This is a genomic window from Massilia sp. NBRC 108631 (assembly GCF_059704565.1).
This window is the reverse complement of sequence record NZ_BAAKJE010000037.1, coordinates 1-3,178: the sequence shown is the minus strand read 5'-3', so window position 1 is coordinate 3,178 and position 3,178 is coordinate 1. Positions and strand designations below refer to the sequence as shown.

At 50.2% G+C, this 3,178-nt stretch carries 1 rRNA gene; it reads right to left on the bottom strand.

The window, feature by feature from the left end:
* Positions 1-134: 134 nt before the first annotated feature.
* Positions 135-3,009 (bottom strand): 23S ribosomal RNA (locus AC6H42_RS03915).
* Positions 3,010-3,178: the final 169 nt, after the last annotated feature.

The following is a 3,178-nucleotide window of genomic DNA, read 5'->3' as shown; positions in this document are numbered from 1 at the left end:
TGACTTGTAAGCTTTGCAGCGCTCTGGCGCTGCAACAGCTTTAAAACTTGGAAGAATTCAGATTTATTATGTAGCGATTGCGTATCAACTACGCACAACATGCGCACTTCTCGCCTACAACTTATCAATGTTATAGGGACAAGCCTTACGGGCAATTAGTACTGGTTAGCTTAATGCATTACTGCACTTCCACACCCAGCCTATCAACGTCCTGGTCTCGAACGACCCTTCAAGGAGCTTAAAGCTCCGGGAAATCTCATCTCAAGGCAAGTTTCCCGCTTAGATGCTTTCAGCGGTTATCTCTTCCGAACTTAGCTACCCGGCAATGCCACTGGCGTGACAACCGGTACACCAGAGGTTCGTCCACTCCGGTCCTCTCGTACTAGGAGCAGCCCCCTTCAAATTTCCAACGCCCACGGCAGATAGGGACCAAACTGTCTCACGACGTTTTAAACCCAGCTCACGTACCACTTTAAATGGCGAACAGCCATACCCTTGGGACCGGCTACAGCCCCAGGATGTGATGAGCCGACATCGAGGTGCCAAACTCCCCCGTCGATATGAACTCTTGGGAGGAATCAGCCTGTTATCCCCAGAGTACCTTTTATCCGTTGAGCGATGGCCCTTCCATACAGAACCACCGGATCACTATGTCCTACTTTCGTACCTGCTCGACTTGTCGGTCTCGCAGTTAAGCACGCTTATGCCATTGCACTATTAGCACGATGTCCGACCGTACCTAGCGTACCTTCGAACTCCTCCGTTACACTTTAGGAGGAGACCGCCCCAGTCAAACTGCCTACCATGCACTGTCCCCGATCCGGATTACGGACCAAGGTTAGAACCTCAAACAAACCAGGGTGGTATTTCAAGGTTGGCTCCACGAGAACTGGCGTCCCCGCTTCAAAGCCTCCCACCTATCCTACACAGATTGGTTCAAAGTCCAATGCAAAGCTACAGTAAAGGTTCATGGGGTCTTTCCGTCTAGCCGCGGGTAGATTGCATCATCACAAACACTTCAACTTCGCTGAGTCTCGGGAGGAGACAGTGTGGCCATCGTTACGCCATTCGTGCAGGTCGGAACTTACCCGACAAGGAATTTCGCTACCTTAGGACCGTTATAGTTACGGCCGCCGTTTACTGGGACTTCAATCAAGAGCTTGCACCCCATCATTTAATCTTCCAGCACCGGGCAGGCGTCACACCCTATACGTCCACTTTCGTGTTTGCAGAGTGCTGTGTTTTTATTAAACAGTCGCAGCCACCAGTTTATTGCAACCCTTTCGCCCTACTGAAGTAAATCAGCCAAGCTACCGGGGCGTACCTTTTCCCGAAGTTACGGTACCAATTTGCCGAGTTCCTTCTCCCGAGTTCTCTCAAGCGCCTTAGAATACTCATCTCGCCCACCTGTGTCGGTTTGCGGTACGGTCTCGTATGACTGAAGCTTAGAGGCTTTTCTTGGAACCACTTCCGATTGCTACGTGAACAAGTTCACTCGTCCCACTCCCTTGAATTACGCGCCCGGATTTGCCTAAGCGCCTTCTATGAAGCAGAAACTGACTATTCCAACAGTCAGACAACCTTCCGCGATCCGTCCCCCCATCGCATCATACGACGGTGCAGGAATATTAACCTGCTTCCCATCAGCTACGCATCTCTGCCTCGCCTTAGGGGCCGACTCACCCTGCTCCGATGAACGTTGAACAGGAAACCTTGGGCTTACGGCGTGGGGGCTTTTCACCCCCATTATCGCTACTCATGTCAGCATTCGCACTTCTGATACCTCCAGCATCCTTTACAAGACACCTTCGCAGGCTTACAGAACGCTCTCCTACCATATGCATAAATGCATATCCGCAGCTTCGGTGACTGGCTTAGCCCCGTTACATCTTCCGCGCAGGACGACTCGATCAGTGAGCTATTACGCTTTCTTTAAATGATGGCTGCTTCTAAGCCAACATCCTGACTGTTTTAGCCTTCCCACTTCGTTTTCCACTTAGCCAATCTTTGGGACCTTAGCTGGCGGTCTGGGTTGTTTCCCTCTTGACGCCGGACGTTAGCACCCGACGTCTGTCTCCCAAGCTCGCACTCATCGGTATTCGGAGTTTGCAATGGTTTGGTAAGTCGCGATGACCCCCTAGCCATAACAGTGCTCTACCCCCGATGGTGATACTTGAGGCACTACCTAAATAGTTTTCGGAGAGAACCAGCTATTTCCAAGTTTGTTTAGCCTTTCACCCCTACCCACAGCTCATCCCCTAATTTTTCAACATTAGTGGGTTCGGTCCTCCAGTGCGTGTTACCGCACCTTCAACCTGGCCATGGGTAGATCACTTGGTTTCGGGTCTACACCCAGCGACTGGCGCCCTGTTCGGACTCGATTTCTCTACGGCTCCCCAATCTGGTTAACCTTGCCACTGAATGTAAGTCGCTGACCCATTATACAAAAGGTACGCAGTCACGGAACAAGTCCGCTCCTACTGTTTGTATGCACACGGTTTCAGGATCTATTTCACTCCCCTCCCGGGGTTCTTTTCGCCTTTCCCTCACGGTACTGGTTCACTATCGGTCGATTACGAGTATTTAGCCTTGGAGGATGGTCCCCCCATATTCAGACAGGATTTCTCGTGTCCCGCCCTACTTGTCGCATACTTAGTTCCACACATCGCATTTCGTGTACGGGGCTATCACCCGCTATGGCCGCCATTTCCAGAGCGTTCCACTATGCGTCATGCTAAATCATGCAGGCTCATCCCATTTCGCTCGCCACTACTTTGGGAATCTCGGTTGATTTATTTTCCTGCAGCTACTTAGATGTTTCAGTTCGCCGCGTTCGCTTTGCATGCCTATGTATTCAGCATGCAATGACCTAAAAGGCCGGGTTTCCCCATTCGGAAATCCTCGGATCAAAGCTTGTTTGTCAGCTCCCCGAGGCTTATCGCAGACTTCTACGTCCTTCATCGCCTGTAATCGCCAAGGCATCCACCATGTGCACTTATTCACTTGTCCCTATAACATTGATTCCTTGCGAGATTACATCCGTCTACAAAGAACCGTCATAAAGCAAGAAGTACTACGTTGTTGCGTTTGTTGATACATACAATCACTACCCTCGTTCAATCTTGCGATCAAACGAAAATAATAAATCTTTACTTCTTCCAAATTTTTAAAGAACGAT